Origin of the sequence: Roseicyclus mahoneyensis, from assembly GCF_003148775.1 — a bacterium.
Classification (GTDB): domain Bacteria; phylum Pseudomonadota; class Alphaproteobacteria; order Rhodobacterales; family Rhodobacteraceae; genus Roseicyclus; species Roseicyclus mahoneyensis.
This window is the reverse complement of record NZ_QGGW01000002.1, coordinates 63875-81572: the sequence shown is the minus strand read 5'-3', so window position 1 is coordinate 81572 and position 17698 is coordinate 63875. Positions and strand designations below refer to the sequence as shown.

General features: G+C 67.6%; 13 protein-coding genes. 11 read left to right on the top strand and 2 right to left on the bottom strand.

What is annotated here, in order from left to right:
- Window positions 1-19: 19 nt before the first annotated feature.
- The 6 genes from tsaE (at window position 20) to trxA (ending at window position 8969) form a co-directional block, all read left to right on the top strand.
- On the top strand, window positions 20-565 hold the full coding sequence (gene tsaE, locus C7455_RS05360) for a tRNA (adenosine(37)-N6)-threonylcarbamoyltransferase complex ATPase subunit type 1 TsaE (RefSeq protein WP_109666324.1): 546 nt from the start codon (window positions 20-22) through the stop codon (window positions 563-565).
- Window positions 562-1542, top strand: coding sequence for an aminoglycoside phosphotransferase family protein (locus tag C7455_RS05355; protein WP_109666323.1), 981 nt, complete (start codon window positions 562-564; stop codon window positions 1540-1542). Before tsaE ends, C7455_RS05355 begins: the two co-directional genes overlap by 4 nt.
- Entirely contained in the window at window positions 1539-2228 is a 690-nt protein-coding gene (locus C7455_RS05350; protein WP_245904235.1) for a nucleotidyltransferase family protein, read from the top strand. Before C7455_RS05355 ends, C7455_RS05350 begins: the two co-directional genes overlap by 4 nt.
- Window positions 2221-5211: a double-strand break repair protein AddB gene (addB, locus tag C7455_RS05345; protein ID WP_109666321.1), complete on the top strand. Its 2991-nt coding sequence runs from the start codon at window positions 2221-2223 to the stop codon at window positions 5209-5211. Before C7455_RS05350 ends, addB begins: the two co-directional genes overlap by 8 nt.
- The gene (gene addA / locus C7455_RS05340; RefSeq protein ID WP_245904234.1) at window positions 5204-8584 is read left to right on the top strand and encodes a double-strand break repair helicase AddA; all 3381 of its coding nucleotides are present in this window, start codon (window positions 5204-5206) and stop codon (window positions 8582-8584) included. The genes addB and addA overlap by 8 nt, the downstream gene beginning before the upstream one ends.
- 64 nt (window positions 8585-8648) lie before the next feature.
- Complete coding sequence (gene trxA / locus C7455_RS05335) at window positions 8649-8969, top strand: thioredoxin (protein ID WP_109666318.1); 321 nt, start codon at window positions 8649-8651, stop codon at window positions 8967-8969.
- Between the two features lie 61 nt (window positions 8970-9030).
- On the opposite strand, the gene C7455_RS05330 is transcribed toward trxA, so the two are convergent.
- Entirely contained in the window at window positions 9031-11310 is a 2280-nt protein-coding gene (locus tag C7455_RS05330; protein ID WP_109666317.1) for a transglycosylase domain-containing protein, read from the bottom strand.
- A gap of 268 nt (window positions 11311-11578) precedes the next feature.
- On the opposite strand from C7455_RS05330, the gene C7455_RS05325 reads away from it, so the two are divergent.
- From C7455_RS05325 to C7455_RS05310, 4 genes are all read left to right on the top strand, one after another.
- Window positions 11579-11917, top strand: coding sequence for a P-II family nitrogen regulator (locus C7455_RS05325; protein WP_109666315.1), 339 nt, complete (start codon window positions 11579-11581; stop codon window positions 11915-11917).
- 36 nt (window positions 11918-11953) lie between these two features.
- The gene (locus C7455_RS05320) at window positions 11954-13291 is read left to right on the top strand and encodes an ammonium transporter (RefSeq protein ID WP_109666314.1); all 1338 of its coding nucleotides are present in this window, start codon (window positions 11954-11956) and stop codon (window positions 13289-13291) included.
- Window positions 13292-13457: 166 nt separating this feature from the next.
- Window positions 13458-15866, top strand: a complete 2409-nt coding sequence (gene pheT / locus C7455_RS05315) for a phenylalanine--tRNA ligase subunit beta (RefSeq protein WP_109666312.1) — start codon at window positions 13458-13460, stop codon at window positions 15864-15866.
- Window positions 15867-15942: 76 nt separating this feature from the next.
- On the top strand, window positions 15943-16389 hold the full coding sequence (locus C7455_RS05310) for a YtoQ family protein (protein WP_109666815.1): 447 nt from the start codon (window positions 15943-15945) through the stop codon (window positions 16387-16389).
- Window positions 16390-16395: 6 nt separating this feature from the next.
- On the opposite strand, the gene C7455_RS05305 is transcribed toward C7455_RS05310, so the two are convergent.
- Window positions 16396-17097, bottom strand: coding sequence for a glutathione S-transferase family protein (locus C7455_RS05305; protein WP_109666311.1), 702 nt, complete (start codon window positions 17095-17097; stop codon window positions 16396-16398).
- 157 nt (window positions 17098-17254) lie between these two features.
- Between C7455_RS05305 and mscL the strand changes: the two genes are divergently transcribed.
- Window positions 17255-17683, top strand: a complete 429-nt coding sequence (gene mscL, locus C7455_RS05300; protein ID WP_109666309.1) for a large conductance mechanosensitive channel protein MscL — start codon at window positions 17255-17257, stop codon at window positions 17681-17683.
- The last annotated feature ends 15 nt before the right edge of the window (window positions 17684-17698 follow it).

The window sequence follows — 17698 nt, the reverse complement described above, 5'->3', positions numbered from 1 at the left end:
CGCTAAACTCTCGCTTGCCATGACCGCCATTGCCCCGCCGAGTGACCCCGACCTTGCCACACCGCCCCCCGGTTGGACGGCCCGGTCGTCCCGCCTGCTGTCGGGCCCTGCCGCCACCGATGCGCTGGCCCGTGCCGTCGCGCCCCGGCTTGCGCCGGGTGACACGCTTTTGCTTCAGGGCCAGCTTGGGGCCGGAAAAAGCCACTTCGCCCGCGCCCTGATCCGCGCCCTTCTGGGGATCGAGGAAGGACAGGGCGAGATCCCGTCGCCGACCTTCACCCTCGTGCAAAGCTATGACGGCGCGGGCAGCGAGATCTGGCATGCCGATCTTTACCGCCTCTCTGACCCGCAAGAGATCGTGGAGCTTGGGCTTGATATCGCCATGGATGACGCGATCTGCCTGATCGAATGGCCCGACCGCATTGCACCCGATTGGCCTGCGAGGGCGGTATGCCTGCGTCTTGAGACGCTGCCCGGTCTCCATGAGGGCCGCGAGGCGACCCTCATCGCGCCCGAGGGCAGCGATCTGGCGCGGCGCCTGCTTGCGCCGATGATCCGCCCGTGAGCGTGGCCGCCACCGACAGGGAAGGCGATTTCCTTGCGGATGCAGGCTGGGCCGACGCACGCCCCGCCCCGTTGACCGCCGACGCCTCGGCGCGGTCCTACCGACGCCTTGTCGCCAGCACCGGCGCCAGCGCGATCTTGATGCGCGCGCCCGTGGACATGACAGCCGACCGCGACAGCCTTGCCGCGTTTTTGCGCGTGGGCGCGCACCTTTGCGACCTTGGCCTGTCCGCGCCCGGCGTCTTGGCCGCAGACCCTGCGCAAGGCTTTGTCCTGCTGGAGGATTTCGGCGACGCCACGCTGGCGCGGCTGTTGCAGGCCGACCCTGCCGCCGCGCAAGCCGCCTATCGCGTGACCGTGGCCGAGGTTCTGCCCCATCTTGCCCGCGCGCCTGTGCCCGACTGGGCCGCCCGCCCGCCTGCCGCCGCACAGGCCGCCATGATCGACCTGACGCTCACGCTCCTGCCCGCGCCCGAGGCCGTCACGGACCTGCGCCCGGCCTTGGTCAATGCCCTTGCCGACCATTGCCCGGGCCCGCCCGTGCTTGCCTTGCGCGACTGCCATGGTGACAACCTGATCTGGCTGCCGGACCGGAAGGGGAGCGCCCGGATCGGCCTTCTTGATCATCAAGATGCAGTCGCTCTGCCGCTGGGCTACGATCTTGCCTCGTTGCTGGACGATCCGCGCCGCGACCTGCCCGAGGGTTGGCGCGCCGACCTGACCGACCGTTTCGCCACCGCGCTGGGCTTGCCGCTGCCTGAGGTCGAGGCGCGGGTGGCCACCCTGTCGCTCTTGCGCAACCTGCGCATCCTCGGGATCTTCCACCGTCTTGCCACACAGATGGGCAAGCCGCAGTACCGCGCCTTTCTGCCCCGGACCGGCCTGTTGATCGACCGTGCCGTGGCCCATCCCGCGCTGGCCGATCTGCGCGCGCCGGTGGCCGAATTGCGCCGCCAAACGCAAGGCTGGGCCGCATGATCCGCCCCGATGTGATGATCCTTGCCGCAGGCTTCGGCACCCGCATGGGCGCGCTGACCGCCGACCGGCCCAAGCCGCTGATCGAGGTGGCGGGCCGTCCTTTGCTGGATCATGCTCTGGAGGCGGCGCGCGACGGTGGGGGCCGGATCACGGTCAACGCCCATTACCGCGCCGACCAGATCGCGGCCCATCTGGCGCAGTATGCCGACATCCACCTGTCGGTCGAGACGCCCGCACTTCTCGATTCCGGCGGTGGTGTGAAACGCGCCTTGCCGCAGTTGCGCACCACCCCCATTGCCACGCTCAATGCCGATGCCGTCTGGGCGGGGCCGGGGCCTTTACGCAGCCTCACCGGCGCATGGGACGCCGCGCGGATGAGCGTGCTGATGCTGCTGGTGCCGCGTGGCCGCGCCATTGGCCGTCTGGGCGGCGGCGATGTGGCGATGGACGCGGCAGGCCGCCTGACATGGGACCGGTCCGAGGCCGGTCTGGTCCACACCGGTGCGCAACTGATCGACCCCGCGCTGGTGGCCGACCATCCCGCCACGGTCTTTTCGCTGCTGGACATCTGGCAGGAGCAGATGGACCGGGGCCGCGTGTTCGGCGTGATCTACCCGGGCCGCTGGGCCGATGTCGGCCATCCGGACGGGATCGCGCAGGCCGAGGCGATGCTGGCCGATGCGTGATCTCTTCCCCCCTGTCGCGGGCCCACGGGTCCTTGCCACGCCCTTGGGCGTCGATTTCTGCGCCGCGCTGGTCGCGGGCCTTGATGCGATGCTGCAAGGCCAGTCGCCCGAGGCCATCGCGCGCGTCGACCTTTACGTGGCCAATGCCCGGATGGAACGCCGTCTGCGCGCGCTCTACATTGCGCGTGGCGCGGGCTTTTTGCCCCGCATCCGCCCGGTTCAGGCGCTGGGCGACAGCGTGGATCTGTCCGATCTGCCGCCTGCCATCCCGCCGCTGCGCCTGCGGCTGGAACTGGTGCAGCTCATCGGCAAGCTGCTCGATGCCCAGCCCAAGCTCGCACCGCGATCGGCGCTTTATGATCTGGCCGACAGCCTTGCCGACCTGATGGGCGAGATGTTCGAGGAAGGTGTGACGCCCCAGGCCATCGCGGGTCTCGACGTGGGCGATCACGCGATCCATTGGCAGCGCGCGCAGGCCTTTCTCGATCTGGTGACGCATTTCCTGCAAGACGACGCCGCCCTGACGCGCGAGGCGCGCCAGACCCGGATCGTGGCCCGGCTGGCCCGGCTGTGGCAAAGCCAGCCGCCCGCCCATCCTGTCATCGTCGCAGGCTCCACCGGGTCGCGGGGGGCCACCGCGCAGCTGATGGAGGCCGTGGCCCGCCTTCCGCAAGGCGCAGTGATCCTGCCGGGCATCGACCGCGACATGCCGCAGGCGATCTGGGCGCGCCTTCTGGAGGATCGGCGCGAGGGTCTGGATGGCGAGGATCATCCGCAATACAGGCTGGCGAGATTCGCCGATCGCCTTGGGCTTGACCCTTGGGCAATTCCCGATTGGCCCGGCGCGGAAAGACCGCGCGGCGGGCGTGGCGCGGTCGTGTCGCTGGCGCTCAGGCCCGCGCCCGTCACCGACCAGTGGATGACCGAAGGCCCGCGCCTGACCGGGCTGGCCGAGGCGATGGCGGGTGTCACGCTGCTGGAGGCGCCCAATCCGCAGGTGGAGGCGACGGCCATCGCGCTGCGCCTGCGGCAGGCAGTGGCCGAGGGCAAGCGCGCCGCCGTCATCGCGTCGGACCGCACGCTGACGCGGCAGGTCACGGCCGCCCTGTCGCGCTGGGGCATCACGCCCGACGACAGCGCGGGCCAGCCCCTGTCGCTCAGCCCGCCGGGCCGGTTCTTGCGCCATGTCGCCGAGATCGAGGCGAAACCGGCCGACCCCGAGGCGCTGGCCGTTATCCTGAAACACCCGCTGTGCCATACCGGCAGCGAACGGGGCCTGCACCTGCTGCGCGCCCGCGATCTTGAGGTTCAGGTCCTGCGCGCCCGCCCCGGCCTGCCGTCGCGCGCCCGGCTGGTGGAATGGGCCGACAAACGCCGCGACGATCCCGGCGCGATGGCCTGGGTGGGCTGGCTGACCGACCATCTGCTGTCGCCCATCGACCCCGGCGCCTTGCCGATGGACACGCGCGTCGCCCGCCACCTTGTGCGGGCCGAGGCGTTGGCCGCCGGGCCGGATGCCGCAGGGTCAGGCGACTTGTTCGACAAGGAACCGGGCGAGGCCGCACGCAAGCTGATGGATGACCTGATCGCCGAGGCCTCCGTGGGTGGCGCGATCAGCGCCAGCGATTACCGCGATCTCTTCACGGCGCTGACGCAGGACCGCGAGGTGCGCCAGCCGCTGTTTCCCCATGCCGATATCCTGATCTGGGGCACGCAAGAGGCCCGTGTTCAGGGCGCCGACCTGATCATCCTTGCGGGCCTGAACGAAGGCGCATGGCCCGCGCCGCCGCCTGCTGATCCGTGGTTGAACCGCGCCTTGCGCGCGCAGGCGGGTCTGCGGCTGCCCGACCGGGTGATCGGACTTGCCGCGCATGATTTCCAGCAAGGCATGGCCGCGCCCGAGGTCTGGCTGACGCGGGCGAGGCGCGATGCCGAAACCGACACCGTGCCGTCTCGCTGGCTGAACCGTCTGGGCAACCTGCTGGCGGGGTCGGGGCCCGAGGCGAAACAGGCGCTGGCGGGCATGACCGCGCGGGGCGAGTTCTACATCGCGCTGGCCACCCGACAGTTGACCCCGCAAGACACCACCCCGTTCGAGCCGCGCCCCGCCCCGCAACCGCCCGCCGTGGCGCGGCCCCGCCGCCTGAGCGTGACCGAGGTGGAAACCCTGATCCGCGACCCGTACGCGGTCTATGCCCGTCGGGTGCTGGGCTTGCGCAAGCTCGATCCGCTCAGGGCCGAGGCCGATGCCCGGGTGCGTGGCTCGGTCCTGCACAAGGTGATGCAAGACTTCATCGAGGCCACGATGACCGGCTTGCCAGACCGCGATGCAGCGCTGGCGCAGCTTTTGGGCATCACCGACAGTGTGCTGGAGGATGAGGCACCATGGCCCGCCGCCCGCCGCCTCTGGCGCGCGCGCATGGGCCGTGTCGCGGGGTTCATCCTCGACACCGAGGTGGAGCGCCGCGCGCGGGGGTTGCCCGAGATCATCGAACGGCTGGGCGAATGGGAGGTTCCTGGCACCGGCGTCACCTTGCGCGGCAAGGGCGACCGGATCGACCGGCTGCACGACGGGCGGCTTGCGATTTACGACTACAAGACCGGCGCGCCACCGACCGAAAAGGAGGAACGCCATTTCGCCAAGCAGCTTTGGCTGATGGCGCTGATGGCCGAGGGGGGTGCCTTTGGGCTGCCGCAAGGCGCCAGTGTCGGCCATGTCGCCTATGTCGGTCTGGGGGCCAAGCCGGTGATCCGCGCCCATGACATCGACCCGGCCGAGCTTGCCATCGTCACGGGCGAATTCATCCGCCGCCTGCACCACATGGGCGATCCCGCCAGCGGCTTCCCCTCGCGGCGCGCGATCAAGGACACGCGCTATGCGGGCGACTATGACCAACTCGCCCGCTACGGCGAATGGGACGAGACGCAGACGCCGCTGCTGATCCCGGTGGGGCGCGATGACGGGGGGCCGCAGGATGGATGATGCCACCCGCGCACAGGTCCGCGCCGCCGATCCCGGCACCTCGACATGGCTGTCGGCCAATGCCGGGTCGGGCAAGACCCGCGTTCTGACCGACCGTGTGGCGCGGCTGCTGCTCGATGGCGTGCGCCCCGAACACATTCTGTGCCTGACCTATACCAAGGCCGCCGCGATGGAGATGCAGAACCGCCTGTTCCAGCGTCTGGGCGAATGGGCGATGAAGGATGACACAGCGCTGGCCACCGCCCTGACCGATATCGGCGTGACCGGCCTGTCCGCCGATGTCTTGTCGCGCGCCCGCACATTGTTCGCCCGCGCGATCGAGACGCCGGGTGGCCTCAAGATCCAGACCATCCATTCCTTTTGCGCGAGCGTGCTGCGCCGCTTTCCGCTGGAGGCCGGCGTCAGCCCCGGCTTCACCGAAATCGACGAGCGGGTGCAGACCCGCCTGATCACGGATCTGCTGGATCGCATGGCCGAGGACCCGGAGGCGCAAGGGACCATCGACACCGTCGCGGGTGCGCTGGGCGATGATGACGGGCTGTTGCGATTGGCGCGCGCCATCGCGGGCCATGCCGATGAGCTGGCCGAGCCATGGGATTGGGCGGCGATCTGCGATTGGGTGGGTATCGTGCCCGGGACGGATGAAGCGGCGATCCTGTCTGTCGCGCTCGACGGGTCCGAGGCCGATCTGGCGACTGCGCTGGCCGCCCATCTCGACCCCGAGACCAAGACGCAGGCCAAACTGGCCGAGCGCCTGCGCATGATGCCATGGGCCGCGATGACGATGCCCGATCTGGAGGAGCTTGAGGCGGCGTGCCTGACCATGTCGGGCCCGAAGGAGGGGCAGCCCAAGGCTATCGCCAATGCCGTTGTGCGGGCCGCCATGGGCCCCGATCTGGTCGCCGCCTACGACGCGCTGGCCGAGCGTGTGGCCGAGGCCCGTTCGCTCCGTCTGGCCTATCTGACCGCCCGGCGCACGCAGGCGCTGCACCGTTTCGCGACGGCCTTTCTGCCGCGCTATGCACAGGCCAAGGCGCAGCGCGGCTGGCTGGATTTCGACGACCTGATCCGATCGACCCGCCGTCTTTTGACCAGCCGAGACATGGCGCAATGGGTCTTGTTCCGCCTCGACGGCGGGATCGACCACATCCTTGTCGACGAAAGTCAGGACACGAGCCCGGAGCAATGGGATATCGTGGCGACGCTCGCGCAAGAATTCGCCACCGGGCAGGGCGCGCGGACCGATGTGGCGCGCACGATCTTTGTCGTGGGCGACAAGAAACAGTCGATCTATTCCTTTCAAGGTGCCGATCCCGAAGGCTTCGACCGGATGCGCGACCACTTCGCCGCCCGCCATGCCGAGGCCGGTTTGCCGTTTCAACCCGCCGAACTGGTGCATTCATTCCGCTCCTCGCCGGTGATCTTGTCGCTGGTCGATACCGTGGCCGATCGCGCGGGTGCGCCGGGCGTCGGTCCGGGTGTGTCGCACCGGGCGTTTTTTGACACCAAGCCGGGCCGCGTCGATCTCTGGCCGGTGGTGGAGCCTGCCGCGACGGGCGCGGAGGATCTGGCTTGGGACGACCCGCGCGATATCGTGTCGGACGATCACCACACCAGCATCCTTGCGGGTCTGATCGCCGACCGGATCGTCGCCATGCTCGCCGCCGGTGAGCCGATCCCCACCAAGAACGGCCCCCGGCCGATCACGCCGCAAGACATCTTGATCCTTGTCCAGCGCCGCTCGCCGCTGTTTCGCAAGATCATCGCGGCGTTGAAGACCGCAGGCCTGCCCGTCGCGGGCGTCGACCGCGCCCAGATCGCCGAGCCTCTGGCGGTGCGCGACCTGATCGCCCTGATGCGGTTTCTGGCTCTGCCCGAGGATGACCTGTCGCTGGCCTGCGTGCTGCGCTCGCCGATCGGCGGCTGGTCTGAGGATGCGCTGTTCCGCCTTGCCCATGGCCGCGATGGGCGCGCGCTATGGGCAGAGCTGCGCAACCGCGGCACCGACTGGCCCGAGACGGTGGAGATGCTGGGCGATCTGCGCGGACAGGCCGATTTCCTGCGTCCCTATGACCTGCTCGAACGGGTGCTGATCCGCCATGGTGCCCGCCAGCGCCTGATCGCCCGCCTTGGCCCCGAGGCCGAGGATGCCATCGATGCGATGCTGGGTCAGGCACTCGCCTATGAGGCGATGGAGGTTCCCAGCCTGACCGGCTTTGTAGGCTGGCTGGAGTCCGGGCAGGTGACCGTGAAACGCGATCTTGCCAAGCCCAACGGGCAGATACGGGTGATGACCGTGCATGGTGCCAAGGGACTGGAGGCGCCGGTGGTGATCTTGCCCGACACCGGCCTGCAATACGGCGGTGGTGGTCCGCGCATCGATCTGGTCACGCCCGAAGGGGGGCCACTGGTCTGGGCGCGCGCTGCCGATGCGCCCGAGGACGTGCGCGCGGCACTGGACGCCCGCGCCGAGGCCGAGGCGCAGGAACGCAACCGCCTGCTCTATGTGGCGATCACGCGCGCTGAAAGCTGGCTGATCGTCACCGCCGCGGGCAAGGTCGAGACCGAAAAGAGTGGTCCTGCCTCCAGCTGGTACACCGCCATCGCCGACGCGATGGAGGCGACGGGGGCCGCGCTCTTGGCCCTGCCGGGCATCGAGGCGACGGGCCTGCGCCTGCAACGCGGAGACTGGTCTTGCCTGACGCCCGCCGACACGGGTGCCCGCGCGCTGCCCGACCTGCCCGATTGGGCGTTCGAGCCTGCGCCATCCGCCCGGCGAGAGGTCCAGATGCGCACCCCGTCGGATCTGGGCGGGGCCAAGGTGGTCGCGGGCGCGACCGAGGGGCTTGAGGAACAGGCGGCGCTCAGGCGCGGGCGGCTGATGCACCTGTTGCTTGAAAATCTGCCGAAAACCCCGGCCGCGACCTGGCCCGCCGCCGCCCCCGGCATTCTGGCGCTGGAAGCCGGCGCGGTGCCGGAGGCCGAGGCGGCGGTGCTACTGGCCGAGGCTACGCGGGTGCTGACCGCGCCCGAGCTTGCGCCGCTTTTTGCGCCCGAGACACTGGCCGAGGTGACCCTGACGGGTGACACACCCGCACTGGGCGGGCCTATGCTGGGCGTGATCGACCGGCTGATCGTATCGGAGGGTCGTGTACTGGCCGTCGATTTCAAGACTAATGCCGTGGTGCCGGACAGTGTGGCCGCTGTTCCCGAAGGCATCTTGCGCCAGATGGGGGCCTATGCGGCGATGCTGGCGCCACTTTACCCCGGTCGCCGGATCGAGACGGCGATCTTGTGGACGCGGACGCCCAGGCTCATGCCCCTGCCACACGATGTCGTGTCTGCGGCGCTGGCGCGCGCAAGCACTGCTTGACCCTGTCATGGGCCATCCTTACCTTCCGATCCCGACACCCACACCGCCAGGAGGGCCCGACGCCATGGCAACCGTTTCCGTCTCCGACGCCACTTTCGATGCCGAAGTGCGCCAGTCCGATATCCCCGTCGTCGTCGATTTCTGGGCCGAATGGTGTGGCCCCTGCAAGCAGATCGGCCCGGCGCTGGAAGAGCTTTCCGTGGAATACGCTGGTCGCGTCAAGATCGTGAAGGTGAACGTCGACGAGAACCCGCAGGCCCCCATGCAGATGGGCGTGCGCGGCATCCCGGCGCTCTTCATGTTCAAGGGTGGCGAGGTGGTGTCCAACAAGATCGGCGCCGCCCCCAAGGCCGCCTTGCAGAAGTGGATCGACGAAGCGGTCTGATCCAGCCTGCCGCTCAGCGGTAAAGGGCGCCCCCTTTGGGGCGCCTTTTTTGCTGCGCCGCTCAGTTCCGGCCCAGTAGCCCGTTCAGCACCCTCATGATGATCTGGTCGGCGTCATCCTGTGGGGCCGGGCCCAGCAGTGTGCCGCGTGGCGGCGCTTCGCCCTGCGCCCATTCCGGTGGCACGGTTTCCCAGCTGCCGTCGCCGGGCCCGTACTCCACGATCTGCGGCGCAGGACGCCCCTCGACCGTAGGGTCGATCATCGGCAAGGGGCGGGGGGTCAGGTCGCGGTGGATGCGCTCCATTGTCTGGCGCCACAACTCGGCCGGAAGGCCGCCGCCCGTGACGCCGGACAGGGGCGTGTTGTCATCATAGCCCATCCAGACGCCCGCAACGTAATCGGCTGTGAAACCGACGAACCACGCATCCCGTTGGCTATTGGTCGTGCCGGTCTTGCCCGCCACGGGATGATTGGGCAATTGCGCCCGGACGCCCGTGCCCTGCGCCACGGCGACCGACATCATGTAGGTCAACTGTCGCGCTGCGTTCTCCGAGATCACCCGCTCCTGGATGCCGCTGGTCTGCTCGAACAGCGGCACGCTGTCCCCGATCAGACGCAGTTCCTGCACGCCATAGGGCTGCACCGCCGATCCGCCGTTCAAGATGCCGGCATAGGCACCGGTCATCTCGATCAGCGTCGATTCCGACGCTCCCAGCGCGAGGGCGGGGCCGTCGGCGAGGCTGCTTTCGATGCCGAATTGCTCAGCGACCGTGCGCACCGCATCGCGCCCCACTTCTTCGGAGAGGCGCACCGCGGCCGTGTTGAGCGACCGCCGCAAGGCGTCGGTAAGGGTCCCGTCGCCGTAGAATTCGCCGGTGTAGTTCTCGGGTGACCAAGGCCCTGATCCGGGGATGTTGATCGTCAGGGCCGCGTCGAGGATCATGTCGTCGAAGCGCCAGCCCAGATCCAGCGCCGCGGCATAGACGAAGGGCTTGAAGCTGGAGCCGGTCTGCCGCATCGCCTGCGTCGCACGGTTGAACAGCCCTGTGCCCGCCGTATCGCGGCCGCCGACCATGGCGCGCACCGCGCCATCGGCCGACATCACCACGATTGCCGCTTGTGCCGCCGACCCCTCGCGTACCTGCGTGGCGAAGACATTTGCCATCGCCGCCTCGGCCGCGGCCTGCATGGCGGGGTCGAAGGTGGTGCGGATCGACACGTCCTCGGTCGTCTCGCGGGTGAGGAAATCAGGGCCGGTGGACATGATCCAGTCGGCGAAGGCGCCGCCGGTTTCCTGGCGCGCCGCTGCCGACAGGGTCGCCGGGTTGGCCTGCGCCGCGGCGGCCTCGGCGGCGGTCAGATAGCCTTGATCCTCCATCAGGCGGATGATCGTGGAGGCCCGGCGTTGCGCGCGTTCGAGGTTGCGGGTCGGTGCATAATAGGACGGCGCGACCAGAAGGCCGGCCAGCATCGCCGATTGCTGCGGGTTCAGATCGGCCGAGGAGGTGGCGAAGTAGCGCTGTGCCGCCGCCTCGAACCCGCGCGAACCTGCGCCCAGAAAGGCGCGGTTCATGTAGATCGACAAGATCTCGTCCTTGGAATACCGGAACTCCATCGCAAGGGCGAAGGGGATCTCCTGGATCTTGCGCCACAGCGTCGTGCGGCGGCAATCCTGCTCGTAGGCGCCCTCACTCTCCCAGTCCGAGCTGACATAGGGCACGCCGAGACACATCAGCTTGGCGACCTGCTGCGTGATGGTGGAACCCCCGTGACCCGACAAGGGGCCGCGCCCTTCGCTCAGGTTGATCCGGATCGCGCTGGCGATGCCGCGCGGCGACACGCCGAAGTGCCGGTAGAACCGCCTGTCCTCGGTTGCGACGATGGCGTTGACGAGATGCGGGCTGACGGTCGAGGGGTCGATCACGCCGCCGAACTGGTCGCCGCGCCACGCGAAGACGTTGCCGCTGCGGTCTAGCATTGTGACCGACCCGCGCGAACGTGCATCGACGGCCGCCGCCAGATCGGGCAGTTGGGCGTAGTAATAGGCGGTAGCGGCCCCCAGCAGCAGCATGACCGCCACCGTGCCGCGCCAGATCAGGCCCCAGATTATGCGCCAGATCAGCCCGAAGAAGGCCGCGATCCAGCCCAGCGGGCCGCGCGGTCTTGGCCGCGGCGCGCGCGTCTTGCGCCGTCGTGGCGGGCGTGTCGTACCGCCGCCCGGCGGGGCCGGGTTGCGTCCGCGTGCGGGGGCCTTTGGGGCTGCCGGTGCCGCACGGCGATCGGCCACAAGGCTACGACGCCCGCCGGGCGTGGATCTGCGACCTGATCCGGAAGAACTCATGACGATGGCCTGCCTCTTTTTCGCCAAAGATAGGGAAAAACGAGTCGCTTGTAGACCCCCTTCGCCGCGCCGCCGCATTTTTCCGTGGCTGAAAAAGAGTGCATCTGAAAAAAAACGCACAAATGTTAGCCATATTCTGCCCTGGGTTGTGCTGGACATGCCCAGTTACGTTGCTCCCCTGCCCGCCTGCCCCTGATTTGGGCGCGTGACACTCGCTCGGTCCAAGGGCCGGCGGGACAACCGGACCAACTACCGGAAGGGGTAACACGTGAAACTCATCATCGCAGCGATCAAGCCGTTCAAGCTGGAGGAGGTCCGCGAGGCGCTGACCGCCATTGGCGTGCGCGGCATGATGGTGACCGAGATCAAGGGCTTTGGCTCGCAGTCCGGACACACCGAAATCTACCGTGGCGCAGAATATGCCGTGAACTTCGTGCCGAAAGTGAAGCTCGAGATCGTGGTCTCGGACGGGATGGCCGACCAGGTGGTCGAGACCATCCAGACAACCGCCAAGACCGACAAGATCGGCGACGGCAAGATCTTCGTCCTCGATGTGGAAAGCGCCGTGCGCGTCCGCACCGGTGAAACCAACGACGACGCGGTCTGACCCCGCGCGCCCTTTCGACATAAGGAAACCGAAGAGATGAAAACGAAGTATCTCCTTCCTCTGGCCGCCGTGGCAACCGCCGCGCTGCTGCCGACGATGGGCCTCGCGCAGGACACCACCGAGGCGGTCGAAGAGGTGGTCGAGGCCGCAGCCGCCGTCGACAACGCCTTTATCTTCAACACGCTGCTGTTCCTGATCGGCGGCTTCCTCGTGTTCTGGATGGCTGCGGGCTTTGCCATGCTCGAGGCCGGCCTCGTGCGGTCCAAGAACGTGACCATGCAGCTGACCAAGAACATCTCGCTGTTTTCGATTGCCGCGATCATGTACTGGCTGATCGGCTACGGCATCATGTATCCGGCCTCATGGCTGGTCGAAGGCTGGGTCGGCCCGTTCTTCGCCGTCGCCAACCTAGGCGGCGATCCGGCGGTCGACGTGGGCTATGCCACCGGCTCCGACTTCTTCTTTCAGCTGATGTTCTGCGCCACCACCGCCTCCATCGTCTCGGGCACACTGGCCGAGCGGATGAAGCTTTGGCCCTTCCTTGTCTTCGTGGTCGTGCTGACCGGCTTCATCTACCCGATCGAGGCATCTTGGCAGTGGGGCGGCGGCTGGCTGTCCGAGGCTGGCTTCTCCGACTTCGCGGGCTCGACGCTTGTTCATGCCGCAGGTGGCTTCGCCGCACTGGCCGGTGCGATCATCCTTGGACCGCGGATCGGCAAGTTCGGCAAGGACGGCAAGGTCAACCCGATGCCGGGGTCCAACCTTGCGCTTGCCACGCTGGGCACGTTCATCCTGTGGCTGGGCTGGTTCGGCTTCAACGGCGGCTCGCAGCTGGCACTGGGGACCGAGGCGGATGCCAATGCCGTCGCGATCATCTTCGCCAACACCAACATGGCGGCGGCTGCCGGTGCCATCGCGGCGCTGATCCTGACACAGATCGTCTATGGCAAGGTCGACCTGACCATGGTGCTGAATGGCGCGCTGGCCGGCCTCGTGTCGATCACCGCAGGTCCGCTTGACCCGACGCTCTTCGGGGCGCTGTGGATCGGGGCCATCGGTGGCGTGATCGTCGTCTTCGCCGTGCCGATGCTCGACAAGCTCAAGATCGACGACGTGGTCGGTGCCATTCCCGTCCACCTGATCGCAGGGTTCTGGGGCACGCTGGCGGTGCCGTTCTACACCGAGGGCACATCCTTCGGCACACAGATCCTGGGCTTTGCGGCCATCGGCGCCTTCGTCTTCGTTACCTCGCTGATCGTTTGGGTCATTCTAAAGGCGGTCATGGGCCTGCGGGTCAGCGAAGAGGCCGAGGTCAACGGGCTCGACGTGTCGGAACTGGGCATGGAAGCCTATCCGGATTTCACCAAGGGCTGATCAGATCGGACCACCAAGACGAAAGGGGCGCCTTCGGGCGCCCCTTTTGCATGCGGGCAACGCTGGCTCGCGCCGCGCCCCCAGCTGCGGGCTTGCCCCTTTCCCCGGTGGACACCGCGCGCAGAGACGCTAGAACGCGGACAACCCCGCGACGGAGCCGCAACCCATGAAATTCACCCTCTCCTGGCTGAAAGAGCATCTGGAAACCTCCGCCACGGTCGATGAGATCACCGAGGCGCTGACCGACCTCGGCCTCGAGGTCGAAGGCGTTGAGGATCGCGCGGCGCGGCTCAAGACCTTCACGCTGGCCAAGGTCGTTTCGGCCGAGCAGCACCCCGATGCCGACCGGCTGCGCGTCTGCATGGTCGAGACCGACGAGGGCGTGAAGCAGATCGTCTGCGGCGCGCCGAACGCGCGGGCGGGGATCACGGTGGTTCTGGCCAAGCCCGGCGATTATGTTCCGGGCATCGACACGACGTTGGGCGTGGGCAAGATCCGCGGTGTCGAAAGCCATGGCATGATGGCGTCGGAGCGCGAGTTGGAATTGTCGGACGAGCATTCTGGCATCATCGAACTGCCGTCGGGCGAGGTCGGCGAGAAATTCATCGACTGGCTGGCGACCCATGACCCGGCCAAGGTCGACCCGGTGATCGAGATCGCCATCACCCCCAACCGGCAGGACGCGCTGGGCATCCACGGCATCGCCCGCGATCTGGCGGCGCGCGGCCTTGGCACGCTCAAGCCGCATGAACCGCAACCGGTCAAGGGCAGCTTTCCGTGCCCCGTGAGCGTGACCATCGACGCCGACACGCTGGACGACGCCCCCCATTTCGCGGGCCGCGTGATCCGGGGGGTGACCAACGGCCCCAGCCCGAAATGGCTGCAGGACCGCCTGCGCGCCATCGGGCTGCGCCCCATCTCGGCGCTGGTCGATGTGACCAACTTCTTCACCTATGACATGAACCGACCGCTGCATGTGTTCGACGTGGACAAGATGCAGGGCGCGTTGCGGGTGCATCGCGCGCTGGGCGGCGAAAGCCTGCTGGCGCTGGACGACAAGACCTACAGCTTGCGCGCCGGTCAGGTCGTGATCTCCGACGATCGCGGCCCCGAAAGCCTTGCGGGCATCATGGGCGGCGAGGAAACCGGCTGCACCGAGGGCACGACGACCGTCTTTCTCGAAAGCGCATGGTGGGACCCGATCCGGATCGCGCACACGGGGCGCGAGCTCAAGATCAATTCCGACGCGCGCTACCGCTTCGAGCGCGGCGTGGATCCCGACTATACCTTGCCGGGGCTTGAGGCCGCGACGCGGATGATCCTTGATCTGTGCGGCGGCGAGGCATCCGAGGTTGTGGAGGCGGGCGCGCCCCTCAAGACGGCGCGAAGCTATCCGCTGGATACCGCGCGGGTGATCTCGCTGGTTGGGATGGAGATCCCCAAGGCAGAGCAGGTGCGCATCCTGACCAGCCTCGGGTTTTCAGCCACCGGCACAGGCGAGGTTCTGGAAGTCTGGGTGCCGTCGTGGCGCAGGGACGTGCAGGGCGAGGCCGATCTGGTCGAAGAGGTCGCCCGCGTCGCGTCTCTGACCAAGTTGGAGCCCAAGCCCCTGCCGCGCGCGATGGCGGGCGTGCCGAAACCCGTGCTGACGCCCACGCAGTTGCGCGAGCGCGCCGCGCGGCGGACCACGGCGGCGCTGGGCTACAATGAATGCGTCACCTATTCCTTCATCGATCAGGCCGCGTCGGGTTTGTTCGGCGGCGGCACCGACGACGTGCGGCTGGAAAACCCGATTTCCGCCGATCTCAGCCACATGCGCCCGCAGCTTTTGCCGGGGCTGTTGCAGGCCGCTGCCCGCAATCAGGCACGCGGCATGATGGATCTGGCGCTGTTCGAGGTCGGCCACGCCTTTCACGGCGGTGAGCCGGGCGAGCAACATCTGCAGGTCGCGGGCCTCCTGATCGGCCAGACCGGCCCGCGCGATCCGCACGGGGGCCGACGCGGCGTCGATGTCTTCGACGTCAAGGCCGATGCCGAGGCGGTGCTGGCCGCGATGGGGGCACCGGCCAAGACGCAGATCCTGCGCGGTGGCCCGGACTGGTGGCACCCCGGGCGGCATGGCGTGATCTGCCTTGGACCCAAGAAGGTGCTGGGCATCTTTGGCGAATTGCACCCGCGCATCCTCAGGGCGATGGACCTCAAGGGACCGGCAATGGCCTTTACGCTTTTCCCGGACGAGGTGCCTTTGCCCAAGGTCACCACCGCAAGCCGTGGCGCGGTCGAGATGGCCGGGTATCAGGCGGTCGAGCGCGACTTCGCCTTTGTCGTCGGCGCGGAGGTCGAGGCGGCCGTTCTGGTCAACGCCGCCGCAGGCGCCGACAAGGCGCTGATCGAGGAGGTGCGCGTGTTCGACGAGTTCCTTGGCGGCAGCTTGGGCGAAGGGCGCAAATCCATCGCGCTGACCGTGCGGCTGCAACCGCGCGACAAGACCCTGACCGAGGAAGAGATCGAGGCCGTCGCGGGCAAGATCGTGGAGAAGGTCGAAAAGGCCTCAGGCGGCACATTGCGCGGTTAAGCTGATTGTTCGCACGAACAACACAAGGTGTGAATTTCGTGCGAAAATTCAGTCAACCTTGAGTGTGAAAGGAGACATCATGCTGACCGTTTACCTGTCGGGTGAAATCCACACCGACTGGCGCGACGAGATCGCCGAGGCCTGCCATGGGCTGGATGTGAGTTTTACCGCTCCGGTCACGGATCATGCCGCCAGCGATGATTGCGGTGTGGCCATTCTCGGGGCCGAGCCCGACAAATTCTGGCACGACCACAAGGGCGCGAAACTGAACGCCATCCGCACCCGCCACGGGATCGAGTCCGCCGATATCGTCGTCGTGCGCTTCGGCGAGAAATACCGGCAGTGGAACGCGGCCTTCGACGCGGGCTATGCCGCCGCCTTGGGCAAGCCCCTGATCGTGGTCAGCCTGCCCGACCAGCAGCACGCGTTGAAAGAGGTGCATGCCGCTGCGCTGGCCGTGTGCGACCAGCCGGTGCAGGTGGCGCACATCCTGCGCTACGTTCAGACCGGCACGCTGCCCTGACGCCCCTCAGCCGTCGCGTGGCGGCGTGACGAGGCCCTTTTGCACGGCGGGCCGGGCGAGGAAGCGGTCGAGATAGGCGTTGCAGTTGGGCAGGTCGTGCCAACCGACAAGGTCCTTGACGCCGTAGAAATCAAGACCGCGCAGCCAGGGTGCCAGCGCGATGTCGGCGATGGAATACTCGCCCGCGATCCAATCCTGCCCCTGCAGCGCGCCCTCTATCACGGCCAGCAGGCGCTTGACCTCGGTCACGTAACGCTCGCGCGGGCGGGGGTCTTCGATCTGGGCGCCCGCGAATTTGTGGAAATAGCCCAGCTGCCCGAACATCGGCCCGACCCCGCCCATCTGGAACATCAGCCATTTGAGGACCTGATACTTGTCGGTGGCCGTCCGGCCCATCAGCTGCCCGGTCTTTTCCCCCAGATAGATCAAGATCGCGCCGCTCTCCCATAGCGCGATGGGGGCGCCACCCGGTCCGTTCGGGTCGATCAGGGCGGGGATCTTGTTGTTGGGGTTGAGCGACAGGAATTCGGCGCTGCGCACATCGGCGTCCGACAAGGTGACGCGATGCGCCTCATAGGGCAGGCCCTGTTCCTCGAGCGCGATGGAGACCTTGACGCCATTGGGCGTGGGGAAAGAATAGAGCTGGATCACCGCAGGGTCGGTGGCGGGCCAGCGGGCGGTGATCGGGAAATCGGCGAGGTGTGGCATGGGAAACCCTTTGCGCGCATGACTCTTTCGCCTGAACCTACAATCTCTTGCGCGGGAATCGAGGCTGCGCTCTGTTGAGCGCTGCGCCATCGGCTGTGCGATCCTGTAGCGGTCGGGCCGGGCGCAGTCTTAGTCACGGCAGGGTGGAACGACCAACATGATCAACGAGTTCAAGGATTTCATCGCGCGCGGAAATGTCGTCGACATGGCCGTGGGCATCATCATCGGGGCGGCCTTCACCGCGATCGTCAGCTCCATGGTGGGCGACCTGATCAACCCGATCATCGCGCTGCTGACCGGCGGGATCGACTTTTCGGGCTGGTTCTATGCGCTGAACGGGGAAACCTACCCCTCGCTGACCGCCGCCATCGATGCCGGTGCGCCGGTCTTCGCCATCGGCAAGTTCGTGATGGCCGTGATCAATTTCCTGATCATTGCCTTCGTCGTCTTCATGCTGGTGAAGATGGTGAACCGGATCAAGGACGCCGCCATCAAGAAGGAAGAAGCCGCCGCCGAGGCCGTGCCTGCGGGCCCGACCGAGCTGGAAGTGCTGTTGGAGATCCGCGACGCGCTGAAGCGCGGCTGATCGCTGGCGTGTCGC

What these genes read in the sequence shown, in the direction of transcription:
- tsaE (WP_109666324.1), top strand. Translation starts at nt 20, where the DNA reads ATGACCGCCATTGCCCCGCCGAGTGACCCCGACCTTGCCACACCGCCC.
- C7455_RS05350 (WP_245904235.1), top strand. Translation starts at nt 1,539, where the DNA reads ATGATCCGCCCCGATGTGATGATCCTTGCCGCAGGCTTCGGCACCCGC.
- addB (WP_109666321.1), top strand. Translation starts at nt 2,221, where the DNA reads ATGCGTGATCTCTTCCCCCCTGTCGCGGGCCCACGGGTCCTTGCCACG.
- addA (WP_245904234.1), top strand. Translation starts at nt 5,204, where the DNA reads ATGGATGATGCCACCCGCGCACAGGTCCGCGCCGCCGATCCCGGCACC.
- trxA (WP_109666318.1), top strand. Translation starts at nt 8,649, where the DNA reads ATGGCAACCGTTTCCGTCTCCGACGCCACTTTCGATGCCGAAGTGCGC.
- C7455_RS05330 (WP_109666317.1), bottom strand. Translation starts at nt 11,310, where the DNA reads ATGAGTTCTTCCGGATCAGGTCGCAGATCCACGCCCGGCGGGCGTCGT.
- C7455_RS05320 (WP_109666314.1), top strand. Translation starts at nt 11,954, where the DNA reads ATGAAAACGAAGTATCTCCTTCCTCTGGCCGCCGTGGCAACCGCCGCG.
- pheT (WP_109666312.1), top strand. Translation starts at nt 13,458, where the DNA reads ATGAAATTCACCCTCTCCTGGCTGAAAGAGCATCTGGAAACCTCCGCC.
- C7455_RS05305 (WP_109666311.1), bottom strand. Translation starts at nt 17,097, where the DNA reads ATGCCACACCTCGCCGATTTCCCGATCACCGCCCGCTGGCCCGCCACC.
- mscL (WP_109666309.1), top strand. Translation starts at nt 17,255, where the DNA reads ATGATCAACGAGTTCAAGGATTTCATCGCGCGCGGAAATGTCGTCGAC.